Source organism: Priestia flexa, assembly GCF_021441905.1.
GTDB lineage: Bacteria > Bacillota > Bacilli > Bacillales > Bacillaceae_H > Priestia > Priestia flexa.
Map to the genome: position 1 here is coordinate 2,546,771 of NZ_CP090431.1, position 23,064 is coordinate 2,569,834.

General features: G+C 37.6%; 16 protein-coding genes and 1 pseudogene. All 17 read right to left on the reverse strand.

Features of this window, described 5'->3' with window-relative positions:
* Positions 1 to 584: 584 nt before the first annotated feature.
* Positions 585 to 1,529, reverse strand: a complete 945-nt coding sequence (gene manA, locus LZP85_RS13150; RefSeq protein WP_226639510.1) for a mannose-6-phosphate isomerase, class I — start codon at positions 1,527 to 1,529, stop codon at positions 585 to 587.
* Positions 1,530 to 1,547: 18 nt separating this feature from the next.
* Positions 1,548 to 3,482 carry a PTS fructose transporter subunit IIABC gene (locus LZP85_RS13155; RefSeq protein WP_226639508.1) on the reverse strand — a complete coding sequence of 645 codons (1,935 nt, stop codon included), beginning with the start codon at positions 3,480 to 3,482 and terminating at the stop codon, positions 1,548 to 1,550.
* A gap of 152 nt (positions 3,483 to 3,634) precedes the next feature.
* Positions 3,635 to 5,590, reverse strand: a complete 1,956-nt coding sequence (locus LZP85_RS13160; protein ID WP_264190155.1) for a BglG family transcription antiterminator — start codon at positions 5,588 to 5,590, stop codon at positions 3,635 to 3,637.
* A gap of 599 nt (positions 5,591 to 6,189) precedes the next feature.
* Positions 6,190 to 6,420 (reverse strand): annotated as a pseudogene (locus LZP85_RS13165) (IS3 family transposase); the annotation flags it as partial.
* Between the two features lie 119 nt (positions 6,421 to 6,539).
* Entirely contained in the window at positions 6,540 to 7,475 is a 936-nt protein-coding gene (gene spoVK, locus LZP85_RS13170; RefSeq protein WP_025908614.1) for a stage V sporulation protein K, read from the reverse strand.
* Between the two features lie 255 nt (positions 7,476 to 7,730).
* Positions 7,731 to 7,955, reverse strand: a complete 225-nt coding sequence (gene hfq / locus LZP85_RS13175; RefSeq protein WP_025908613.1) for an RNA chaperone Hfq — start codon at positions 7,953 to 7,955, stop codon at positions 7,731 to 7,733.
* A gap of 34 nt (positions 7,956 to 7,989) precedes the next feature.
* Positions 7,990 to 8,940, reverse strand: coding sequence for a tRNA (adenosine(37)-N6)-dimethylallyltransferase MiaA (miaA, locus tag LZP85_RS13180; protein WP_076513904.1), 951 nt, complete (start codon positions 8,938 to 8,940; stop codon positions 7,990 to 7,992).
* Positions 8,941 to 9,382: 442 nt separating this feature from the next.
* Positions 9,383 to 9,829: a hypothetical protein gene (locus tag LZP85_RS13185; protein WP_234561743.1), complete on the reverse strand. Its 447-nt coding sequence runs from the start codon at positions 9,827 to 9,829 to the stop codon at positions 9,383 to 9,385.
* Between the two features lie 239 nt (positions 9,830 to 10,068).
* Positions 10,069 to 11,970 carry a DNA mismatch repair endonuclease MutL gene (gene mutL / locus LZP85_RS13190; protein WP_025908610.1) on the reverse strand — a complete coding sequence of 634 codons (1,902 nt, stop codon included), beginning with the start codon at positions 11,968 to 11,970 and terminating at the stop codon, positions 10,069 to 10,071.
* A gap of 19 nt (positions 11,971 to 11,989) precedes the next feature.
* Complete coding sequence (gene mutS, locus LZP85_RS13195; protein ID WP_234561745.1) at positions 11,990 to 14,638, reverse strand: DNA mismatch repair protein MutS; 2,649 nt, start codon at positions 14,636 to 14,638, stop codon at positions 11,990 to 11,992.
* 136 nt (positions 14,639 to 14,774) lie between these two features.
* Entirely contained in the window at positions 14,775 to 15,320 is a 546-nt protein-coding gene (locus LZP85_RS13200; protein ID WP_025908608.1) for an outer spore coat protein CotE, read from the reverse strand.
* A 201-nt stretch (positions 15,321 to 15,521) separates the two neighbouring features.
* The gene (locus LZP85_RS13205) at positions 15,522 to 15,953 is read right to left on the reverse strand and encodes a YlbF/YmcA family competence regulator (protein WP_025908607.1); all 432 of its coding nucleotides are present in this window, start codon (positions 15,951 to 15,953) and stop codon (positions 15,522 to 15,524) included.
* A 1-nt stretch (position 15,954) separates the two neighbouring features.
* Entirely contained in the window at positions 15,955 to 17,484 is a 1,530-nt protein-coding gene (gene miaB / locus LZP85_RS13210; protein WP_025908606.1) for a tRNA (N6-isopentenyl adenosine(37)-C2)-methylthiotransferase MiaB, read from the reverse strand.
* Positions 17,485 to 17,713: 229 nt separating this feature from the next.
* Entirely contained in the window at positions 17,714 to 18,892 is a 1,179-nt protein-coding gene (locus tag LZP85_RS13215; RefSeq protein WP_061785718.1) for a glycine C-acetyltransferase, read from the reverse strand.
* Positions 18,893 to 18,911: 19 nt separating this feature from the next.
* Positions 18,912 to 19,955: an L-threonine 3-dehydrogenase gene (gene tdh, locus LZP85_RS13220; RefSeq protein ID WP_234561747.1), complete on the reverse strand. Its 1,044-nt coding sequence runs from the start codon at positions 19,953 to 19,955 to the stop codon at positions 18,912 to 18,914.
* A 437-nt stretch (positions 19,956 to 20,392) separates the two neighbouring features.
* A complete protein-coding gene (locus LZP85_RS13225) occupies positions 20,393 to 21,259 on the reverse strand; it encodes a 2-oxoacid:ferredoxin oxidoreductase subunit beta (protein WP_025908602.1) in 867 nt (288 codons plus the stop codon).
* On the reverse strand, positions 21,246 to 23,003 hold the full coding sequence (locus LZP85_RS13230) for a 2-oxoacid:acceptor oxidoreductase subunit alpha (protein ID WP_025908601.1): 1,758 nt from the start codon (positions 23,001 to 23,003) through the stop codon (positions 21,246 to 21,248). Before LZP85_RS13230 ends, LZP85_RS13225 begins: the two co-directional genes overlap by 14 nt.
* Positions 23,004 to 23,064: the final 61 nt, after the last annotated feature.

Sequence of the window (23,064 nt, forward strand, 5' to 3'; positions counted from 1 at the left end):
AATCAACCTTTTTTTAGAATAAAAGGTAATATCAAGAATTAATGACCAAAATAATGTAAATTTTTTTACATAATAATTCAGTTCTTTTTTCCTTACTTTTACAAAAATAGATTACTTAACCATTTGGTACATTTATAATATATATTGCTAGATAGATTTAATAGTTTTTTTGTAACCGAACTTATATTTGCACAAATAAATAAAAAAGCGCTAAGTAAAACATAAGCGCTTTTAATAATTTATATCCTATAAATTTAATATAGTGTTGACATACCAACTGTTTAATTTACACGTAACACAGAAATAGCTGTTAGGTAGCCTCAGTATGCGTAAAGAAATTCAGAACAATTTCAAATATAATAATTGTCGTAGCGTTAAATATATTCCTGGAACTATGATGGTAGTATACCATTATCTCCTTTAAATTTTTCTGGTATCCATAAAAAATTGCTAACATTAAAATAATTATTTGACTTTCTGTAATCTCCGTCCTGTGCAAACACACCTGCATTGGAGAAAGAATAATTCCCCATATAATACTTGTAAACCATAACCAGAATCTCTTCCAGTTATAAATGCAGGCACTATAGACTTGAAACAATACATTCAGCATTTCCCACAAGTTGATATTCTTCCAAACCATTAGGTACTAAAAAGTGATCTCCTTTTTTAAAGGGATATTCATTTCCTACAGAAATTAGGCTCCCTTTCCCATCTATTACACTAACAAGAAGAAAAGGTTTTTCTTTTTTTAAACTACTGGTACCGTTTAATACCCATTTTTGTACTGAAAAGTACGGACATTCAATAAAAGTAGTTACATACAAATCATGTATTTTTTCTTGTTGAATAGTTAGTTTATTTGATGTACATGGAGTTTCCGTAACTTCAATACTCTTTACCAGGTGCAGCTCACGTGTATTCCCTTCTGAATCTTTTCTATTATAATCATATAATCGATAAGTCGTATCAGAGTTTTGCTGCGTTTCTAATATTAAAATTCTCTTCCCAATTGCATGAACAGTTCCACTTGGAACATAGAAGAAATCTCCGGGTTTTACTTTTACACGATGTAATAGCTTATCCCATTCTTCCTGTTCTACCATAGACATGAATTCTTCTTTTGTTTTTGCATGGTGTCCATAAATAATTTCTGCATTTTTTTCACAATCAATAACATACCAACATTCTGTTTTTCCAAATTCTCCATTCTCATGGATATTGGCATATTCATCATTTGGGTGTACTTGAACAGATAGATCTTGATTAGCATCTAAGATTTTTATTAGAAGGGGAAAAGACTCCCCACCCAAGTCCCCAAATATAGCTCGGTGTTCCTTCCACAATTCACCTAGAGTTAAACCTTTATACTTACCATTTTTTACAACGCTTTGTCCATGTGCATGTGCTGCAAAAGCCCAACACTCTCCTGTTTGGTTCGATGGAATCTCATAACCAAAAGTGGTAAGTTGCGTTCCACCCCAAATTCTTTCCTTAAAAACAGGTTCAAAAAATAATAATTCAGTCATGACTAATCTCCCTTTGCTTTATGCGATTTCATCTAGTAGTTTGTATGCTTCTTCTTTTGTTTGGACAGATAATAACTGTTCTCTATAACTGTCATCCATTAGTTTTCTAGAGAGCATTTGAAGAATTTTCAAATGCTCATTTCCTTCACTACTTTTCGGTACAGCAATCATAAATATTAATTTCGCTTCTGTTCCATCAAGACTTTTCCAATCTACTCCTGATCGTTTAATTCCAAATACTACACTTGGCTTCTTAACAGCATCTGATTTTCCATGAGGAATCGCAATATTCATACCAATGCCTGTCGTACTTTCTTGTTCTCTATTCATAATAGCTTGCTTGAATTCAGACTCTGAATATAACGCACCAGCAAAGTTGAGTTTTTGAATCATTTCATCAATAATATCGTCACGTGTTTCTCCGATTAAATCCGTATCAATCAGTTCTAAACTCGTTATATCCTTTAGTTTTTTTATTTCCACCTGTTCTACTTGCTTTTGAACTTCTGGTATTTCTTCTCTTGCTGAAACTTCTTCTATTTTTTCTACTTCTTGCATGTCTACTTTAGCAATATCTTTTTTCAACATATTTACGAAAATAGCAGTTACAAAAGAACCGACAATAACAGCGACAAAGAACATAAATACATTGTCTACCGCTCCTAACACAGCAACGATTGGGCCACCGTGTGCTACTCTATCGCCTACATGACCAATCATTGCAATAACGGCCCCTGTCATAGAACCCACCATAACACTTGGAATAACACGAATTGGATCTTGTGCTGCAAATGGAATTGCACCTTCTGTAATTCCAAATAAACCCATTGTGAAGGCTGCTTTACCCATTTCCCTCTCTGAAGCTTGGAATTTTCTCTTTCTTAAGAACGTAGCAAGTCCCATTCCGATTGGTGGAATACAGATTGCCGCAGCAATTGGACCCATAATCTCATAATTTCCTTCACCAATCATTGCGGAACCGAATAAGAATGCAACCTTATTAACAGGACCACCCATGTCAAAAGAAACCATAGCGCCTAAGATCAATGCTAAAAGAATTGAACTAGAACCTTTCATACCTGCTAACCAAGCTGTTAATGAATCAAAAACTTGTGCTACAGGCGCACCGATAATAAACACAAATGCAAGACCCACAATGAGGGAGGCAATTACGGGAATAATGATAATTGGCATAATCGGTTGAATTGCTTTTGGAATTTTCATTTTTTTAATTCCTAGCGCTACATAACCAGCTAAGAAACCTGCAATAATTCCACCAAGGAAACCTGCACCACTTTCACTCCCATAGAAACTTCCTGTAGCTGCAATATACCCGCCAATCATACCAGGAACAAGTCCAGGCTTATCAGCTATACTATATGCAATATATCCAGCTAAAATTGGAACCATGAATGTAAATGAAGCACCACCGATTTGTTCAATTGTTTTCCAAAAAGAATCGTCTGGAATAACTAAACCTTGGGGTGTTTTTTCTCCTCCAAGAGCCACAGCAATTGCAATTAATAATCCCCCAACTACAATAAATGGAACCATAAAAGATACACCATTCATTAGATGACGATATATCGGATTTTGCTTTTTCTGCTGTTTATTCCCTTCCTCAGTTTTTGATTTTGAATGATAAACAGGAGCATCACCATTTCTTACTTTCTGAATTAATTCCTCGGGCTTACGAATTCCATCTTGAACTCCAACAACTAAAAGTCTTTTTCCTATAAATCTATCTTTATTTACTGCTCGGTCTGCAGCGATAATAATACCGTCTGCTTCACGAATATCCTCTTCAGTAAGTTCATTTTCTACCCCTATTCCACCTTGGGTCTCGACTTTCATTTCAACCTCTAATCTCTCTGCTGCTTTTTGCAAATTTTCCGCTGCCATATAGGTATGGGCGATTCCATTCGGACATGATGTAACCGCTAACAATTTCATTTTTAATCCTCCTTAAATTCTATTTCGTAAGCGCCTACAAATACTATATAGCAATATTACAAAGTCAAAAGTTTTGTTTTTTACCGTAACTTCCGGAAAAATTGAACTTTTACCCTATCAAATAAAAAAGCAAGGCACAAATGCCTTGCTTTTTAATAATGTAGATGAGATAGGAACTTCATTACATTTGTTTCCTTAGTAAGTTTTTGAATAAATGATGGTTGTTCGCTTATAAAAGATAACTCTTGAAATAATTTCTTTATCATTTTTTGATCATCATTTTTTACAGCTAGCATAAATACAAGAGTCACTTTTTCAGTTCCCCAATCAAGAGGCTCTTTTAATGTAGCAATAGCAATTGCTGACTGTTTAATAAATTTGGAATTAGCATGAGGAATTGCAATACCTGCTCCAATGGTTGTTGCCGACATTTTTTCTCTCATAATTGCATGAACAGCATATTCTTTTTCCACATAACCCTTTTCAAACAAGACTGTTGCTAACTTCTCGATTAACTTGTAACGATGCTCTATATCCTCTTGTAAAAAAACTAGAAAAGGAGTCGTATAGTTTAGCATAGCAAACTCTATTTGTTCTTGATGGACTGGTTCTTCAAGTTGTTTGATAAAGTCACCTAGTTTCTTTTCTTCTCTAGCTTCTAATAGAGGTGATACCACAACATAAGGAATCTTTAACTCTGGAAGAGATATTGTAGAAATAACAAGTTCTACATCATGATGCTTCGTTAAATACTCTTCTAAATCCGCTTTTGCAATACAATCTATCACATAAATTTGATGAAATTTTCTTTCAATCTTTGTTCGTAATAATTGTGACATGCCAATTCCCATATGACATACTATGATTACGTTCTTTTGCTTTTGCCTGTTACTATTTAAGCGTTCAATAGATGCTTGGAAATGCAAGGTAAGGTACGCCGCTTCTTCCTCTGGAATAGAAAGAGCAAACGATTGATTGATTTCTCCAAGTACATCAATCACTATATCAAACATGTAAGGATACATATTTTTAATGTCATTCAACAGTGGATTTGATACAGAAAGATTATAATTTATTCGATTTAAAGCTGTACATAAGTGAACTTTTAAGCCAGTTTCCAAAACTTGATCCTTACCAAGATTTAGCATAGTTAGTTCAGATATACGATCAATTAAATGACGTAACACCTTAGAAAACTCGGTGTTCTCTTCATCGATTTCATCCATTTTCCATGATGTCCCATTTTTTCGATATCGAACTTTCCCACCTAATATATGTAATGTTAGATACACCACTTCTTCTTCTGGAAAATGGATAGCGAAAACTTTTTCCAACCTTTTAAGAAATCCACAAGTCCATTTATATTCTTTTTTCTCCTGTAAAAGAGTTATCTCACTTTTAGAAATCGAAATAGATTGTTTTAGTTTCGTTCGTCGAATCATCAACAATGTATGCAATAATAAACCTTCGAGCGTTTCATCTGTAAAATATAACGAATAACGACTTTGTAGCATTTTCAATTCATTCGCTACAAATTCTACTTCATGAGTAAAAAACTGTCTTTTGACAAACTGACTTACAAAATCTAAGTTATTAATTAAATCTGACATTCTAGCCAATGCTTTTCTTTTATTTTTTTCAGTTCCTTCAACTATCAAACCTACTCGTTGTTTTGAGACTAGCCTTAAGTTAAAATGCTTCAACCATTTCTCAATTTTATTTAAGTCTTTCTTTATTGTAGCTCTATTTAAGAAATATTGAGTAGCTAACTCTTTTGCTGTAATTGGCTTTACATTCATCAGTAAGTTATAGGTGATTTGCAATACCCTTTCCTCACCGGTTTGATATCTTGCATCATTATCTACTTTATAAAACTTATTACATAAACTCACTTTTTCATGTTCTTCTATATCTAAATAAACACCTAGTCCTGGTTTTCGAATTAGATGAGCGTTTGAGTGCTTATCAAGGTAATCTTCAATTATTTTCAAGTCATTACGAATTGTTTTTTCAGAACAATTTAATCTATCCGCAAATTCCTGCACCAGTAAATATTCATCAGGTTGAGATAACAATAGATACAAAATTTCTTTTTGTCTTGTATTCATAAGTTTCACCTGTTTCTTGTATTAAATCATTTGCTCCGATAGAGAATTTTTATAAAGCTTTCATTCCTCACTACTGTTGAAGAGACTTTAATCACCATCCAGACTCTAACATGCTTTATAACCGTTATACTTCCCAATCAAAGCTAGTAAAACTATTTTCTTATTACTTTAGCTTCTTTAGATAAAATTTAAAAACGCTTCCAATCAACATCTTCACTATATTAGTATAGACATACATAAATGTCTATATTTTTATTTGAATTGACGCAAACATTCATGAATGGCACCAACTCTGCCAAATAGACAGTAGGAATCAATAAACTTCTCTTATTAGTTTTTGTCTACCGACAGAGATAAAATTCACGAGCCAACAGTCGTTTTCCCTGCTTTTTATTACCAATTTATCAACTAAAAGACTTTTAAAAAATAACTTCTCGCCTTAAGAATAAACCATTTTTCTTTTACACATGTTAACGATACAACTTGTAAAGGATTTGCATACAATCGCAAACAGTACAAATGGCAGAACAACAACTTAGTGGCAAAAACATCCGATAATAAGATTCTTCTAACTGAACATACATTAAATGAGAAATAAAAACCCATTTCTCATTCGGAGCTTCAGCTGTAAACTGGTGCTCTAAACGATTCGGTGCGTTTTTGCCAACTGTTCCTTTATAGGATTTATATTTTTTTATGCGTACCATGCAGATTAATCCTCGTGCTTTCATGATACGTTGAACCTTTTTGTGTTTCACTTTACTTCCACGATTTGCGAGTTCACTGCGAATACGATGATATCCGTAACATCCTTCGTGTTCATGATAAATGTTTACATATCTGACAAAAGCGTTTATTTTTTCTTCTACACTAAATTTAGCCATAAAAAAATGCACCTTTAATTGTTAGACTGTGTCTAACAATTGGGGTGCATTTTAAATCCGGATTTTTATAGACGAATATCGCTTGATTTAAGCGTTATCAGCTGCTCTTTACCATAGTTTGCTTCTTCTAAAAGCCTCATGGATTGAGCTCGAATGGAGCGTTCTAAAATATTTCGCACATAGCGACCGTTGCTAAAGTCTAGAGGCGTCTGATTGTATTTTACATCCATGAAATGTTCTTTTAACTTTTTATAAGCATCGCCGCTGAATTGATACTGGCGATCATCCATCATCCGGTCTGCAATATCCATTAGCTCATTGACATCATAATCCGGAAAATCAAAGATGAACGGAAACCTTGAACGAAGACCAGGGTTTAAGCTTAAAAAGTTCTCCATTTCGCGTGGATAGCCAGCCAAAATTAAGACAAACTTATCATTTGCATCCTCCATATGCTTCACAAGCGTATCAATTGCTTCTTTCCCAAAATCTTTCTCTCCACCTCGGGCAAGCGAATAGGCTTCGTCAATGAATAAAATACCACCCAACGCTTTTTTCACAAGATCTCGGGTTTTTTGTGCTGTATGTCCAATGTACTCACCCACTAAGTCTGCTCTTTCAGCTTCAATGAGGTGTCCTTTTGATAACACATTCATATTTAAAAACAATTTCCCTAAAAGCCTTGCAACCGTTGTTTTTCCTGTACCTGGATTTCCTTTAAACATCATATGCATCGCTTGTTTTTCTGCCTTCAGACCACTTTCTTCTCTCTTTTTATTAATATATAACCAAGCATATATTTCTTTAATCATTTTTTTTAGCTCATCCATTCCAACCAGACCGCTCATTTCTCTTTCAATTTCTAGCAGTGGTTCATGATTAACAATCGGTCGTTTCACAGGACGTGGAATTGACGTTGTATAGACTCGTTCTTTCTTTGTCTCGTTATTTAAAACAATATTAATTTGCCCATTGTTTTTAAGAGTTATAGGCTGCTCCACACTGTTCACCTCTCGTTTCATCACAGTTACGCTGATGACATTGTATCGCTCTATCTCTAGCTGTAGGACGAACGAATGAAATCATCATTTTCTTTTAGCGGCTTGTATTTTTTCTGTAGCTCGCCATTACCCAAGAAATAAACGCTTATTATAGTTGTATGTGGTAAAACAGTAAACCATGTTAAGAAAAATACTTCTCTCTTTCAACCATAAGAAAAACCAGCCTCATCCCCGCGGATTTGGCTGGTTATCTGACTACTCTAATTCTACAGAGATATTTTTATTTGGAACAAACGTTGAGATTGCATGTTTATAAATTAACTGCTGCTTTCCTTCTGAATCCAATAGAACTGTAAAGTTATCAAACCCTTTAATTAGTCCGCGCAGTTGAAAACCATTTAATAAAAACACAGTGACATAAATATTTTCTTTGCGTAATTGATTTAAAAACTGATCTTGAATATTAACGGATTGTTTCACTATTCGGCCTCCTCATTTCTCTATCTTTACTAGATTAATTCGCTTCTTCTTTCAGCTTTCCTGCTACATAAGTGAAAATTTTGTTGAACTTTTCATGAAAATTGTCAACTTCCATTTCAAACCACGTTACAGGCATCTTATTACGAAACCACGTTAATTGACGTTTGGCATACCTTCTTGAATTCAACTTTAACTGTTCAATCGCTTCTTCAAGCGTGCAGTTTCCGTCGAAATATGTATACAGTTCTTTGTAGCCAATCGCTTGAATTGATTGTACATCACGAACCCCTGCATCGTACAGTGATTTGACTTCTTCTACCAAGCCTTTTTGCACCATAAGATCAACACGTTGGTTAATTCGATCGTATAGTTGTTTACGCTCCATTGTTAAACCAATGAGCGTCACATCATAGAGAAGCTCTTGAGTTTGCTCACGATTATAAACGCTGAAAGGCTTACCAGTCACTTCATACACTTCAAGAGCACGAATAACGCGCCTATGGTTGTTAGGATGAATGGACTCTGCGCCAACTGGATCTATTTCACAAAGTTTTTGATAAAGAGGCTCAATTCCATGCGCTGCAACAAAATGTTCCATGCGCTGTCTGAAGTGTTCGTCGCCTGCTGATTCAGTAAACTGATAGTCATAGATGACAGATTGAATATATAATCCTGTACCACCTACAATAATCGGCAGTTTACCCCGGCCATGAATATCTGTAATCTTCTCTCTTACAATCTCTTGAAATTCAGCCACGGAAAACGACTCAGTCGGCTCTTTAATATCAATTAAGTGATGAGGAATTCCTTCCATTTCATCGCTTGTAACCTTCGCTGTTCCGATATCCATCTTTTTATAAATTTGCATGGAATCTCCCGAAATAACTTCTCCATTTAACAGCTTGGCCATTTCAATGCTCAACTTGGTTTTACCAACGGCTGTCGGACCAATAATTACTATTAATTTTTGTTTCTCTCCCGTCATAACCACACTACTTTCATCTATTACATTTACATCTTCTCATTTTACCCGGAAAACCCATCTTTATTCAAGGCTGATAAAGAAGGAACGTTCTGTTACAGCAATTGAATTAGCGGAGCTCGACTATAAAAGTAGAAACAAAAACTCAATTCGTTTAACTGATGAAATAATAAAAGAATATGAATGGTTTTTAGAAAAAGTCAACTCTTAACCTGAACATACACCAATGACAGTAACTTGGTTGGAAAAGATATTTACTAAAAAAGAAAAAAAGCTGAATGTACATAAAAATTTCTTTACAGGCCTATAAAAAGAAGAGAAACAGGTATTGTTTGAAAGCTAGTTTTGAGCAAGCACGAAACTCCAAAACAATGATGGAGATTCTTTTTTCGCTTTGAAAATTAGCATTCTACATCTGTTCCTCTTAAAAGTTCTACCTTCTGAATTAAAAGAACCGAAAAGGATTCCTTCTACATTGAGAGCGGTTTTCTGCTCGACATTTTCTGCCACCACCAGAGCGGTTTTCTGATTCAGATTGTACACGATTTCCAGAAGGATTTTCTGACTGGGGTCGAACAAGAGGTTGGGATTGGTTTCCAGATTGAGGTTGTGTGCCACCACCAGAGCGGTTTTCTGCTCGACATTTTCTGCGACGGCCAGAGAGGTTTTCTGATTCGGATTGTACACGACCTTGAGAGCGGTTTTCTGCTCGACATTTTCTACGACGCCCCGAGCGATTTTGAGATGTTTCTCTTATCTGAGGTATATTAATATTAACGTTAGAGCTTCCACTATTGCTAATAATATTTTTATTTCCCGACTCATTATCTCTATTAGAACCGATATCATGGTTTGAATTGGTTTGTAATCTGTTAAAATCGTTATTCATCATAACTTCCCCTTCACATTATGTTTAATTTCTACCGCTAGTATATGCAATAGAAACTACTAACGTATAGGTATCTGACTTACAGAATCTACATACACAATAAAAGAAAAACAATCTTTTCTTTTTAAAAAAATACCTGCACCACATACCGCTTTGCAATTTTACTTTTAAACACACAATTACGGTGAAAAATGGTGCAGATATAACTTCATCAAATGGGGTAAAACATTGTATAAATCACTTTACATCACGCGCTTAAACATTTTTTCCATTTCATATGTTGAATAGTGAATGATAATTGGTCGCCCGTGCGGACAAGTAAACGGATCGGTTGTTTTTCTTAGCGTTTCAAGTAAAGCTAAAATTTCATCATTTCGAAGGTGATGATTCGCTTTGATTGAACCTTTGCAACTCATCATAATAGCAGCTTCTTCACGTAAGCTTTCTATATCTACACGTTTCATCACAAATACTTGCTGAATCATCTCTTCAATTGTTTCTTTTTCTTCACCTTTTGGGAACCACTGAGGGTGTGCTCGAACGATATAAGCATTTTGGCCAAACGGTTCTAAAAATACGCCGACATCTTCAAGAGCTCTACGATTTTCTTCTAGAATGAGCGCTTCGTTACCTGAAAACTCAAACGTGAGTGGCATTAAAAGTTCCTGCACTTCTGCATCTACTTGACCAAGCTTTTTCTTAAAGAATTCATATTTGATTCTCTCTTGAGCCGCATGCTGGTCAATGATAAACAAGCCGTTTTCATTTTGAGCTAATATATACGTACCGTGCATCTGACCAATCGGATACATGGGAGGAACTCGCTCTGCTTGCACTTCTTCGACTTTCTCATTACCCGATTCTTGCTTTTGTACATCATTTTCTTCCTCATAAGAAAACACTGGTTCTGCATCCTGCTCTTCCAGCTCATCGTATTCAAGCTCATTTTCAACATTTTCTGTCACCATAAAACCTGGCTTTTCTTGCGTTTCGGCAACGTTCTTGCTAAAGAAAGGCTGAGCTTTGCTCGGTTCAACAAATTCCTTCGATAAAGGAAGAGGCTCTTTAGGCAATCCATGATTAAACGTGAAGGTTTGCTGCTCCGTTGGCAGCACTGGTTGTTTAGAGCGAGAAGCTGCTGTCACTTCTGGTATAAGCTGCTGTTTTTTAAACGCAGCTTTAATTGCCTCTTCTACAAGCTCATACAGCTCTGCTTCTTTACTTAACCTTACTTCAAGCTTTGCTGGGTGTACGTTCACATCTACTAGCAATGGATCCATGTTAATAGCTAAAAATACAACCGGAAAGCGTCCAATCGGTAACAGCGTATGATAGCCTTGCTGGATAGCTTTTAAAAGCCCGTAGTTTTTTATAAATCTACCGTTAATTGTCGTAGACATATAGCTTCGAGATGCACGTGTTACTTCCGGCAAGGCAATATAGCCGGTGATATCATAATCTAGCGATTCTACCTTTAACGGAATCATCTTTTTCGCTACTGCCATCCCATAGATAGCAGCTAACACTTGACGCGCATCTCCACTTCCGTTTGTATAGAGAAGCTGACGACCTTGGTGAATTAAACGAATGGATACATGAGGATTCGCCATGGCAAGGCGATTCACAACATCCGTTACGTTTCCTAATTCTGTATTAATTGTTTTCATGTATTTAAGGCGTGCTGGCGTGTTGAAAAATAGGTTTTCTACAATAATTTCTGTACCTTTTCGGCTTGAAGACGGTTCGTGATGCGTTATTTCTCCTCCACGAAGCTTTAAGTGGGTACCGGCTTCATCACCGGTACTTGTCTTAATTTCAAGCATGGATACAGACGCAATACTTGGCAGTGCTTCACCGCGAAAACCTAATGTCCGAATTCGGAACAAGTCGTTCTCAGTCTTAATCTTACTCGTCGCATGTCGACGGAAAGCAGTTAAGCAATCTTCAGGTGCAATCCCGTCTCCGTTATCTAAAATACGAATCTTTGATAACCCTGCTTCTTCTAGTTCAATTTCAATAACTGTGCTATTTGCATCAATCGCATTTTCAACGAGCTCTTTCACAACAGAAGCAGGTCGTTCTACAACCTCTCCTGCTGCGATTTTATTTGAAAGTTCGTCTGAAAGCTGTCTAATTTTACCCACAGACTCACCCCTTTCAAGTCTATTTCTTCTTTAGTAGTTTTTGTAGCTTATACATGGCGTTCATTGCATCAAGCGGCGTCATCTCAAGAAGATCAAGCTGCTTTAATTCTGCTAGAATTTGCTTTTCACGCTTCGATAAACTGGCTTCTTTTACCTGCTGTTCTTTTTCTTCTCCGAAAAATGAAAGTTGACTTTGCTCGGTATCTGTTTTAGTTTCAGCTTTTGGTTGCTCAATTGGCTGAGGTTCAGGTTCAGCTACTGCATCAGCAGTCGGCTTCACTTTTTGCTCTTCGCTCGCGTTCTCAAAATCTGCTAAAATGACGCGCGCACGCTGCAATAAAGGCTCTGGAAGCTCTGCTAGCTCAGCAACATGGATACCATAACTCTTATCTGCTGGCCCTTCTTTAATTTTATGTAAGAAGACCACCTTATTGTTCTTTTCAATTGCGCTAACATGCACATTACGCAGTGCTGAAAGCTGTTGATCTAATACCGTTAACTCATGATAGTGTGTAGAAAATAGTGTTTTACATCCAATATGTTCGTGCACATATTCAATAATTGCTTGAGCCAGCGCCATTCCATCATATGTTGACGTACCTCGTCCAATTTCATCCAGTAAAATTAAGCTTGACTGTGTCGCATTGGTAACTGCATTTTTCGTTTCTAACATTTCAACCATAAACGTACTTTGACCTGAGATTAAATCATCCGCTGCTCCAATTCGCGTAAACACTTGATCAAAGATGGGCAGCTCTGCTTCTTCTGCAGGAACAAAGCAGCCGATTTGTCCTAAAATGGCTGTTAGCGCTACTTGGCGCATATACGTACTTTTACCCGACATATTTGGTCCTGTAATGAGTAAGATTGAGCTATCGTCAGTCATTTGACAGTCGTTTGGTACATACTCTTGTGCATTCATCACTTTTTCAACAACGGGATGACGCCCATTTTTAATATGAATATCTCCATTAGTAGAGAATGTAGGTTTTGTATAATGACGCTCTTCACTGACCTTTGCAAAACACTGCAATACATCAAGCTCACTTACTTTTTTAGCTAACGCTTGAAGACGAGGAATATATACTTTGACCTCTTCACGAATTTGCGCAAACAGCTCGTACTCAAGCTCAACAATTTTTTCTTCCGCTTCTAAAATAAGCGCTTCTTTTTCTTTAAGCTCAGGTGTAATAAAGCGCTCAGCGTTCGTTAAGGTTTGCTTACGCTCATACATCCCTTCAGGTAGTAAATGCAAGTTGGCACGCGTTACTTCGATGTAGTAGCCGAACACGCGGTTATAACCAATTTTCAACGAACGAATCCCTGTTCTTTCACGCTCTTTCTGCTCTAAAGAAGCAATCCATGTCTTCCCGTTCCGACTAGCATCTCGATATTGATCAAGCTGATGGTTATAATTATCTGCAATAATATCCCCTTCTTTAATTGATAGAGGAGGATGTTCTTTTAATCCTCTTTCCAGTAGCGCAGTTAACCTTTCACATGGGTCAATATCTTCAACGAGTTTAGAAACATATGGATTATTTAATCGATAAACCACTTCTTGAATTTCAGGAACCTTTTGCAGGGATTTGCGCAGCTGTACTAAGTCACGCGCATTAACGTTACCAAATGCTACGCGACCTGCTAAACGCTCTAGGTCATACACTTCTTTTAATAAATCTCGCAGTTCTTCACGTTCAAAAAATTGTTTCATAAGAACGTCAACCATATTTAAACGCTCATCAATTTTCTCTTTGCTTAGAAGCGGGCGGTCAATCCAATTTTTTAATAAACGTCCACCCATTGCCGTGACTGTTTGATCTAATAACCATAAAAGAGATCCTTTTTTACCTTTTGAACGAATCGTTTCTGTTAACTCTAAGTTTCGCTTAGAAAACAAATCAATCTTCATATATTCATTGATTTGATAAAGCTGTACAGGCTGTAAATGTTCAAGAGAACGCTTTTGTGTACGTACTAAATATTGTAAAATACGAGCAAATGTATCTACTAATTTTTGCTGTTGAAGTGATTCAGTTAAATGTAAAAAGGCATCTTCAACCTTTGTACTTTCTTCAAACGAAATAGTGATGGTCATTCTCTCTTTCACTGTTTGCAGCAATTCAGCAGAAAAGCTGCTTGAAACAACTATTTCCTTTGCTTCTTTGGCATAGATTTCAGAAACAACGTCATGGAATGAAGAAATAAGCGTGACGCTATTTTCCCCGGTCGATAAATCCGATAGCGCTAATCCAAACGTGTCATCTGGGAAATGCGTGACCGAGCAAATATAATTATTTTCTTTTTCTTGCAGTCCTTTTTCGTTCATTAAAGTCCCTGGTGAAATGACTTGAATGACTTCACGCTTTACGACGCCTTTGGCTTTTTTAGGGTCCTCTACTTGTTCACAAATTGCCACCTTATAGCCTTTTTCAATTAATCTTTCAATATATGTAGGCGCTGAGTGGTAAGGTACACCGCACATTGGGATGCGATCATCGCCCCCTCCGTCTCGGCTTGTTAACGTAATTTCTAATTCTTGAGATGCAGTCGTTGCATCTTCAAAAAACATTTCGTAAAAATCACCTAATCTAAAAAATAAAAAGGCATCTTGATAGTCTGCCTTGATTTTTAAATATTGCTGTATCATTGGCGTATATGTTGCCATACTATTCCTCCAAAAACTTCTGTTAATCATTTTTTCTACACGTATTATAACATAGGTTTGCAAAAAACTTCATGATTGTAAAACTTGCTAATCACTTTTGGTGCACATAAAAAAACTAGGAAGAAATTCTTCCTAGTTATTCATCGTCACCTAAAATGAAATCTGGATTGAGGTCTTCAAATTCATCGTCATCAACGTCTAAATCAAGTTCATCACCATCATCGCATCCTTTCGGATTAACGGCTACGCATACTTTTGTCTCACCAATTACCTCGGCTAAAAGCTCTCTCTCTACTTGGACAATCGTTTTGTTTCCGTTTGGTGAAATTGTACACTCAAGGCAATTTGGCTGCTGTAGCACTCGTACGATAATTTCGCAATCATCTCCAAAAGCATCGTCATCTTTCTGGCGAAGCTTAATCACATCACGATAGTGAACCGTCTCTGTAAACACTTCTGTTTTTGTATTATCTTTGAAAGAATACCAGACGTTAATATCATATTTGCCGTCCACTTCAACTGTATTTCCGCGCTTTTTAGCATCATACTGATGGTTAATTACCCAGCAACCTAAAATGCTCGTCGGTCGGTTCGGTGGTGTAAGCGTGTGTGATGACTGCGTAAACTTACGCCCTTTACCTACGACTGCTTTTGTAATAATTTCTCTATAGTGTTGTGACATGTGAGCATACCCTCCTCAAACTATCTTCATTTCATCCTATGCAGGTTCTATCGCTTGTTTGCACATTATTTTGTAAAACTAGGTTAAAGACATAAAAAACCTATGTTTCATTGTATGCAACACCTTAGAGAAATGTGACAATTATTCTAGAGAAAATTGTACAACATAAAAAAACTCCCAGCTTCCGCTGGGAGTTTTTTATCAATGGCAGCTTGCCCCCGGAGTGTTACGAACTTTTGAGCCCGTTTCACCACGAAGTACGTCACCATCAGTTGCCACAATAATTTCATCAGTGACCGTATTTGAAATTGTGCTCGCCACAAGTTGAAGCAAATCATTAACGTTAACCTGAGAGTCTTGAAACTGCTGAATAATTGGCAGCTCATCTAACTCAGCTTGGATTCGATCGATTTTTTCTTCCACTTGCTTTAACGCTTCAGTTTTTCCATAGTGCTGAAAGTTAACCGCTTGTTTTTGCAGGCTTTTAATGCTCGCAATTTTTTCACGAACTTTTTGGTTTTCGTTCAGCTGAGCTTCTGCACGCTTGAAGAATTCAACTTCTTCCGTTTCAGAAATCATTTTTGCAAGTTCTTTCGCTCTTGCAATCACATCACTTTTTGTGTACTGCGACATTTCACTTCACCTCTGCTGCTTCTTCTACCATCTCTCCATCTAAAGACCATGTCTTAGCTTTTGTAATTTTCACTTTTACAACTTGACCAATTACTGATTCTGGTGCTACGAAGTTTACAAGCTTATTCTTTTCAGTATAGCCAGCTAACACATTCGGGTTGTTTTTACTTTCACCCTCCACTAATACTTCGACAACACGACCTTCGTATTCCTGCATTTTCTTTGCAGAAATTTCGTTTACAAGTGCATTTAAGCGCTGAAGACGCTCTTTTTTCACTTCCATCGGTACGTTGTCTTTCATTTTAGCAGCTGGTGTACCCTCACGAGGAGAGTAGATGAACGTATAAGCACTATCAAATTCCACTTCACGGTACAATGATAGCGTTTCTTCAAACTGCTCGTCCGTTTCATTAGGGAAACCAACAATAATATCAGTGGTAAGAGATGCTGTTGGAATTGCTTCTTTAATTTTACGAACAAGCTCTAGGTAGTGCTCACGCGTGTATTTACGCGCCATGATCTTCAGAATATCTGAGCTACCTGACTGAACTGGTAAATGGATGTGATCAACTAAGTTTCCACCTTTTGCTAACACTTCAATTAAGCGGTCATCGAAGTCACGTGGATGACTTGTTGTGAAGCGAATACGCAGAACATCAATTTTACGAATCTCATCCATTAAGTCACCTAGACCATATTCCATATCTTCAAAGTCTTTTCCGTATGCATTTACGTTTTGACCAAGAAGCGTAATTTCTTTATACCCTTGAGCTGCTAAATGACGCACCTCTTGAATGATTTCTTCTGGACGACGGCTACGCTCTTTACCACGCGTATAAGGAACGATACAGTACGTACAGAACTTATCACAGCCATACATGATATTTACCCACGCTTTGATGCTGCCTTTTCTTGCACGTGGCAGATTTTCAATAACGTCTCCTTCTTTTGACCATACTTCAATCACCATTTCTTTTGCCATATATGCTTCATTTAGAATATGAGGCAAGCGGTGAATGTTATGCGTTCCAAAAATCATATCAACATGCTGATGTTTTTGTAAGATTTTATTAACGACTGACTCTTCCTGTGACATACAGCCACATACTCCGATCAATAAGTCTGGACGCTCACGCTTTAAAGCCTTTAAATGCCCTAGTTCACCAAATACTTTGTTTTCAGCATTTTCACGAATGGCACACGTATTTAATAAAACGACGTGTGCATCTTGAACGGAGTCAGTTGGCTCATAGCCTAAGCTTAAGAAAATTCCTGCCATTACTTCCGTATCATGCTCGTTCATTTGACAGCCGTATGTACGAATATAAAACTTACGGCCTTGTCCCATGCCTCTGAAACGCTCTTCAATAGAAAAGTCGTTATGATAAGCAACCTCTTCTTTACCGCGCTTTTTTGCGTCCTTTAAAGAAGGTGGCATATATACTGTTTGGAAATATTTGCTGTAATCCTTCTCGGATTTTTTGTCCGCTGGAGTTACTTGTCCACTTTCTAAACGTTGTTTTTCGTTCATATAAAAGCTCCTTTCAACGTGCACATTTACTAATTTTTTCATTGTTATGCGTTGCTTTATAAACTCGTTAAAAAAATGCCATTCATGTCTTTATTTTTTGTCCTCATTCATACAAAAAACGAAACGGAATCACATTATATTAGTATATAACTTTCATCTATTGAACACAATAACATACCCTTGAGCTGTAAAAAAGAAAATACTGCAGCCTGCAGTATTTTCTTGACGTTTATACTAAAATCTTCAACTCTTTTCCTACTTTTTCAAAAGCGCTAAGAGAAGCTGTTAATTCTTCCTTTGTATGCTGAGCCGTTACGATTGTTCTGATTCTTGCTTTCCCTTTAGCAACCGTTGGAAACGCAATTCCTTGAGCAAAGACGCCTGCTTCTGCTAGCTTTTCTGAAAACTGATGCGTCAATGCTTCATCTCCAATGATAACGGGTGTAATAGGCGTTTCGCTATGTCCGATATCATAGCCTAACTTTGATAACCCTTGTTTAAAGAATGCCGTGTTTTCCCACAATGTTTCAATGAGCTCTGGCTCTTCAAGCAATACATCGATAGCTGCGCTGCATGCGGCCGTCACTGCTGGTGGATGAGAAGTACTAAACAAAAAAGGTCGACCTTTGTGAATTAAATAATCAATTAATGTCTGGGAGCTCGCGATATAACCGCCAAGAACACCAACTGCTTTACTTAACGTCCCTACTTGAATATGAACGCGTCCGTCTAAACTGAAATGATTGACTGTACCTCGGCCATTCTCACCAAGCACTCCGGAGGCATGAGCATCGTCCACCATTACAAGAGCATCATATTGTTCAGCTAACTCAACGATTTTCGGAAGCGGTGCAATATTACCATCCATTGAGAATACACCATCCGTTACAATAATCCGTTTACGATAGTCTCCTGACTCTTTAAGAGCTCTTTCCAAATCTTCCGTATCCACATGCTTATATACTTTACGAGCAGCTTTTGTTAATCGAATCCCATCAATGATGGATGCGTGATTTAATTCGTCAGAAATAACAACATCTTCATGTGTTAAAATTGATGAAAGCACGCCTTGATTTGTCGTGAAGCCAGATTGAAACACAAGTGCTGCCTCCGTATGCTTGAATTTTGCTAATTTTTTCTCCAGCGCCTCATGCATAGAGAATGTTCCTGCAATGGTTCTCACAGATCCCGTACCAGCACCATATTTTTGAACCGCTTCAATAGCCGCATCCTTCATTTTCGGATGGGATGTTAAACCTAGATAGTTGTTTGACGATAGCTGAATAAGCGTCTGCCCGTTAATCTGCACTTTTGATCCTTGTTCAGACTCAATTGGTATAAGCTTGCGAAAAGTACCTGCTTTCTTCATTTCCTGTAGCTCTTGATCTAAAAACTCAAATCCTCTCATTTACCCCTTCCCCTTTCAACTACTCTAAGATAAATACAACTTTCCCACATTTTCCTTCCATCATGAGCTCAAAGCCTTTTTCATAGTCTTCTAGTGGCAAGCGATGCGTAATTAGTTCGTTCATATTCAGCTGATTTCCTGCCAATAAATTAGACACTGTATACCAAGTTGAAAACATTTTACGCCCTGTGATACCTTGAACCGTTACCCCTTTAAATACAATATCATTCGTCACATCAATGGAAACAGGTGTCGTTGGTAAGCTTAAAATAGATACTCTCCCTCCATTTGCTACCATCTTAAAACCTTGATTCATTGCTGTCGGCTGGCCCGACATCTCACAGACAACATCAATACCATTTCCACTTGTCAGCTTATTGATAACCTCTAGAGGATCTTGTTCAAGTGGATTAAGTACAATGTGAGTTCCAAGGTCCTTGGCAAGGCTCAAGCGATACTCATTCACATCCATTGCTATCACTAAAGATGCTCCGGAAGCTTTTGCAACGGCTACGGCCATTAAACCGATAGGTCCGCACCCTATTACTAAGACAGATTTACCCGCAATACTGTCATTTAAAACTGTATGAACTGCATTTCCAAGCGGCTCCTGCAAACACGCAACATCATGTGATAAGTGATTAGGGTTTTTCCAAATATTTTGAGCTGGTACAGCTACGTACTCAGCAAAACAGCCCATTCGGTCAACGCCAATAATCTTTGTCTTTTGACAAATATGAGCATTACCTAACAAGCACTGCATACAGCGTCCGCATACAATATGCGTTTCAGCAGAAACAGAGTCCCCAATCTGTACTCCTGCTACATTTTGACCAATTTGAACAACTTCCCCCGAAAATTCATGACCGAACACGTAAGGAGGATTGACTCGTGAAGATGCCCATTTATCCCATTTATAAATATGAACGTCTGTACCGCAAATTGAAGTTGCTTTCACTTTAATTAATACTTCATCATCGGCAATCGATGGAATATCAACTTCAGCCAAAACAGCTCCAAACCCTCTTTTATCCTTCACCAACGCTTTCATCTTTCCACCCATGGTGCACATCCCCTTTTTATAAAAACGCTTTCATCACAAATATATTAACACCTTTTTAAATACAGGTAAATAACCGAGTCCTCTCCATATATACATATGTCACCAAGGGAGAAAAAATATCAAAAAGAGTTTGGGACATAACAAAATGATTGCTTCTAAAAGACGAACACTCGCTGTTCCCATCTCTTTAGTTTGTCTCAATACGTTCGTTCCATTGCGCTACGGTCACTCGCTTTCCGCGGGGAGGAACCTGAGCTTCCTCGCTGCACTTTGGGATCTCAGTTTCCCCTCTCTTTCCCGCAGGAGTCGAGTATCCTACGCTCCATTCCACCCTGTTTTCACAATCAACCAAAAAACCTGAACGATTAAAAGTTATGAACTCTCAATCGTTCAGGTATAGTAGAGGCTGAACTACTTATGTCTCAGTCTCTTTTTGTTTACATAAATTCAGCTACAAGCTCTTTAAATTTATCTTCTGACATCATTAAATCAGAATCAGCAAGTGGTTGGTCGCTATAACCGTGCACAAGCTGCTGATAAGAAGGTTGGTTAGCATTTTGATAAATTAAGCCGGTTACTAAACCATTATGCTCCATCAATGTCTGCATCGCTTGCATACGGTTTGCTGGATCATAGTTTTCAATTGTTTTTAAGCTTGTTAAATTCTCTTTAAACCAATCATACGTATTCACTTTGTTATACGTTACGCATGGGCTGAATACGTTAATTAAAGAAAACCCTTTATGCTGAATACCCTGTTCAATTAAACTTGTAAGCTCTTTTAAATCAGTTGAAAAGCTCTGTGCCACAAATGTTGCACCAGATGTTAAAGCAAGTTCCATGACGGACAAAGATGATTCAATCGAACCTTCTGGCGTACTCTTTGTCTTAAATCCTACGTCGCTACGAGGAGATGTTTGCCCTTTTGTTAAACCATAAATTTGGTTATCCATTACGATATATGTCACATCAATGTTACGGCGAATTGCATGAACAGTATGCCCCATACCAATGGCAAATCCATCTCCATCTCCACCAGAAGCAATAACTGTTAAATCACGGTTAGCCATTTTCACACCTTGTGCAATTGGTAGAGCGCGTCCATGAATACCATGAAATCCGTATGAATTAATATAACCCGAAATACGACCAGAGCATCCAATACCAGAAATAACCGCTAATTCATGTGGTTCTAGTCCTACGTTAGCCGATGCACGTTGAATTGCTGCTTGAACCGAGAAATCTCCACACCCTGGACACCAGTTAGGTTTTACACTATTACGAAAATCTTTAAACGTTGCCATTAATCAAGCACATCTCCTTACTTTTTGTGTAGACTTCTTGCGGTAAGAATGGGTTTCCATCATACTTTAAGATACTCTGCACTTTATGGTGATTACCGACATTCATCTTTAAAATATTGGCTAATTGACCCGTTGCGTTATTTTCCACTACAATTACCTTCTTCGCTCCATTTACATAAGGAAGAATTTCATCAACAGGGAACGGATGAATCAAGCGAATATGCGCATGGTTGACGCGAAGTCCATCTGCTTCTAAGCGTTCCATCGCTTCTTCAATTGCTCCTCTTGTTGAGTTAAAGCCAACGAATAAAACATCTGAATCAACTTCATCTGAGTGCAGGTGAATTGGTGTTTTAAACTGAATGTTGTCTAACTTTCTCATACGTTTATCCATTTGATTATTACGGTTGATTGGTGACTCAGAAGGCTTTCCTGTTTCATCATGTTCAACTCCTGTTACGTGGTGAATACCGTTTTTCATACCAGGAACAACACGAGGAGAAACGCCATCTTTTGTCACTTCATAGCGCTTATAGTATTCTTTCGCTTCAAGCTCAGGAAGCTCAGCTTCTTGAAGCTTTCCTCGGCGAATTTGAATACGACTATAATCTAAAGGATTCACAGATTGCTTCCCAAGTGAAAGCTGTAAATCTGTCAGCATGATAACAGGACACTGGTATTCTTCAGCTAAGTTAAATGCTTCAATGGTATCATAGAAGGCTTCTTCAACTGTACTTGGCGCCATCACAATTTTAGGAATTTCACCATGGGTACCATAGATCATTGCCATTAAATCTGATTGTTCTTGTTTAGTTGGTAGTCCTGTACTTGGACCTCCACGCTGTGTATCGATGATAACGATTGGTTGCTCTGTAATCCCTGCAAGACCAATTGATTCCATCATAAGAGATAGTCCTGGACCTGCTGATGCTGTTAACGCACGAACGCCAGCATAGTTTGCACCAATTGCCATTGTACATGCTGCAATTTCATCCTCAGTTTGAATAACCGTACCACCAAACTGCGGAAGCTTTTTAATTAAGTATTCCATGATTTCTGATGCAGGCGTAATTGGGTATGCCGGCATAAAGCGAGCTCCACCTGCTACAGCACCTAGAGCAATAGCGTCATTTCCAATCATAAACATGCGCTTTTGTCCATCTGCTGGTTCAAGTCTCATCGTCTCTAAGTTCTCACCAAGCTGCTCACGAATATACTCTGCGCCTCGTTTAATGGCTTCCATATTCTTTTGAACAACCTGTTGTCCTTTGCGACCAAAAATCTCTAATACTACTTCTTCGAATACATCTGTATCAATATGTAAAACAGCGCTTGAAGCTCCTACTGCTACCATGTTCTTCATTAAAGATGTACCAAGCTCAGTTGCAATTTCTGTAAACGGAACGGAATACAATGTTGCCGTTGTACAGCTTTCTGGAAGTGCTGGTTTAAACTTTGCATCTCCAATGACAATTCCACCTTGACGAAGCTCATGTACATTCACATCAATCGTTTCTTGGTCAAACGCTACTAAAATATCTAAATCATCCGATACAGAACGCACTTGCGTTGTACTTACGCGAATTTTATTGTTTGTATGTCCACCTTTAATACGTGAAGAAAAATGACGATAGCCGTATAAATAGTACCCTAATCGATTTAAGGCAGTTGAGAAAATTTCACCTGTACTTTCGATTCCTTCACCCTGCTGACCGCCAACTTTCCATGAAAGCTGCTTTACCATCTAAGCCACTCCTTTTATTCTGTCAAGATTGCTCTTTTTTCTAACGAAATCATTCTAAAAA